General features: G+C 74.7%; 3 protein-coding genes. All 3 read right to left on the reverse strand.

What is annotated here, in order from left to right; all coding sequences use genetic code 11:
• The coding region (locus ABZE72_RS16575) for an alpha/beta hydrolase (RefSeq protein WP_372730139.1) at positions 1 to 534 on the reverse strand (534 nt) is incomplete at its 3' end.
• 70 nt (positions 535 to 604) lie between these two features.
• Entirely contained in the window at positions 605 to 1,966 is a 1,362-nt protein-coding gene (locus tag ABZE72_RS16580; RefSeq protein ID WP_372730140.1) for a flavin monoamine oxidase family protein, read from the reverse strand.
• A partial coding sequence (locus ABZE72_RS16585; protein ID WP_372730141.1) for a hypothetical protein occupies positions 1,963 to 2,712 on the reverse strand: 750 nt, incomplete at its 5' end. The genes ABZE72_RS16585 and ABZE72_RS16580, both read right to left, overlap by 4 nt.

Consider the following 2,712-nt stretch of genomic DNA (forward strand, 5'->3'; position numbering starts at 1 on the left):
CACCGGCAGCCAGGGGTAGTGGTGCGCACCGACGTCGGCGAGCTCGGTGAAGGGCGAGCGGAGCACCATCCCCGCCGGCGGGTGCCGGGCCTGGAGAGCCGCAACGACGCCTGAGCCCAGCGACTCGCCGAAGTACAGGGTTCGTGACGCCGGGTAGCCGAGTCTCACCAGGGCCTCCGCGCCGGCGTCCGAGTCCGCAGCGAGGCCGTCCTCGCTGGGTTTGCCCGGATTGCCGCCGTAGCCGCGATAGTCCATGAGCAGTACGGCGAGTCCGCGCCGACTCAGCTCCCGGGCCAACTCGGCCCTGCCTGCCCGGTTGCCGCCGTTGCCGGGCGCGACCAGGACCGCCATCCCGGTGTCCACGGGGCCGGCCGCCGGGACGAACCAGGCACCCAGCTCGAGTCCGTCGGCCGTGTGCAGCGTGACGTCTCGGGCACCGTCGATGACGTCTGCGGCGGGGGCCACCGGCCCGGGATCAGGGAAGTAGATCAGCTGACGCTCGAGCGACCACACCATCGCCAGCACCGTCCCCACGAGCACCAGGACGGCGAGCAGCCCCAGCGTGACCCTCCTGCGACGCGACCTGGTCGCCCTTGGGCGGGGGTCACGTCTGCTCAGTCGTCTTCGCACTGGTGAGCACCTCGTGTGCCGTCGCCTCACCCGACCGTACGGCCCCCTCCATGTAGCCGTTCCACTCCACGGCGTACTCCGCGCCCGCCCAGTGGATCCGGCCGACGGACGCGCGCAGCGCGGGGCCGTAGCTGGTCCACACGCCCGGCGCGAAGTGGGCGCCGTAGCAGCCGCGGGTGAACTCCTCGGCGCTCCAGTCCTTCTCGAGGTAGGAGGTGGGCTGCGCGGCGAGCGGGCCGAAGTACCGCACGAAGCAGTCGAGGACCGCGCGGCGGCGTTCGTCGTCGGGGAGCCGCTGCCAGCGGCGGGCCTCGCCGCCCTCGACGAACCCGAGCAGCACGCCGATCTCGCCGCCGGGCGGGGAGACGTCGAAGGCGACCTTGACCGGGCCCTGGTCCGAGGCGGCCTGGCCGTTGAGCCCGGCGTCGCGCCAGAACGGCGTGGGGTAGGCCGCGAACGTCTTGGCGACGGTGCCCGCCGGGACGCGCTGGGTGAGCTGGTCGCGCCAGGCGGGCAGCAGCGGGTCGTAGTGCAGCCTGCCGGCGAGCGTGGGCGGCAGCGCGACCACGACGCGGTCGCCGGTGACGGCCTCACCGGATCGCAGGGTGACGCTCACCCGGGTGCCGTCGTCCGCGACACCGGTGACCGGCGCGCCGACCCGGACGTCGAGGCCGTCGGCGAGCCGCTGCGCCACCAGCACCGACCCGCCGACGACCCGGTCCCGCTGGGCGCCGCGGTCGACGGCGAGCAGCGTCTCGAGGTCGGCGTTGCTGACGGCGTAGAACAGCGCGTGCAGCAGCGACAGGTCGGTGGTGTCGGCGGCGAAGACGGCCTCGGTGGCGGTGCGGAAGTACGCGCGGCCGGCAGGGGTGCGCAAGGTGCGCCGGACCCAGGTCTCGAAGGTCTGGCCGTCGAGGAGCTCGGCCTTCGGGTGCGCCCACGGCCGGGCCGGGTCGACGCTGCGGGCGAGCCGGTCGAAGCGCAGCATCCCCTGCGCAAGGTCCGCGAGAGCGACCGGGTTGAGCCGCGGCACGGCGCCCTTCCTGCCCGACATCAGGATGCGCTTCCTGCCGAGCTGGACGACGAGCTTGCCCGCGTCGTTCCAGGTGGGGAACGTCGCCAGCCCCAGCTCGTCGGCCAGCGCATACATCCGCGTGTGGCCCTCGCCGATCCAGGTTCCGCCGAGCTCCAGCGGGTGGCCCTCGATGGTGCCGCCCTCGAGCCGACCGCCGACGCGGTCGCGGGCCTCGAGGACGACGACCTCGGCGCCGTTCGCCTGCAGGTGGCGGGCGGCGGACAGGCCGGCGAGCCCGGCTCCGATGACGACGACCTTCATGCGGGCATCCTCGCGGAGCGGTCGATGGCGCGCCAGCGGCGGCGCAGCCAGGCGGGGCGGGTCTCGGCGAGGTCGGCAGCGACGAGCTCCTCGAGCCACGCCTCCTCGAGCCGGTCGGCGGCGGCGAACGCCTCCGCGGTCGTGGGTGGTTCGTCGAACCACTGCTTCTCGACCCGGTCGCGCTCGGCGGCGTACCGCGCGAGCGCCTGCTCGTGGTCGCGCAGCGCGAGCCGATGGAGTCGCTCGTGGCGCCACCAGCGGTACGCCGGGTCGAAGGTGTCGGTCGGCATCGCGCCGGAGTCCACGCAGCCCGGGTCGACGGCGGCCGGCTCGGTGACGCGGACGGGCTTGGCGATCGAGGTGCACGGGGCGGAGGTGCCGGTGACCCAGTGCAGCGGGCCGCTGCCCTGGTGGGGGCGCAGGTCGGCGACCCACGACGCGGTGGACTGGGTGGTGGTGAGGATGCCGGCAGCGTGGGCGCACGGGGCGGCGAGGGCGCCGTTGACCGGCGACCACCGTGCCGACAGCTGGGGAGCCGGTCCACCGTGGTCGCGCAGCGCGGCCCACATCGCGGCGACATCGTCGGCACCTTCGGCGGCCACGTGGGTGCGGCTGCGTCGGGTGGCGCACTGCGCGACGCGGCCGCGGACCGGGTCGGCGTACCTGTCGGCGAAGCCGGGTATGGTCAGCCCGTTGCTGATCGACCGGCCGCGGCCGGTGACGGGCTCGGTGGCCCACCGGCGGCC

It is taken from the genome of Nocardioides sp. (assembly GCF_041600255.1).
GTDB lineage: Bacteria > Actinomycetota > Actinomycetes > Propionibacteriales > Nocardioidaceae > Nocardioides.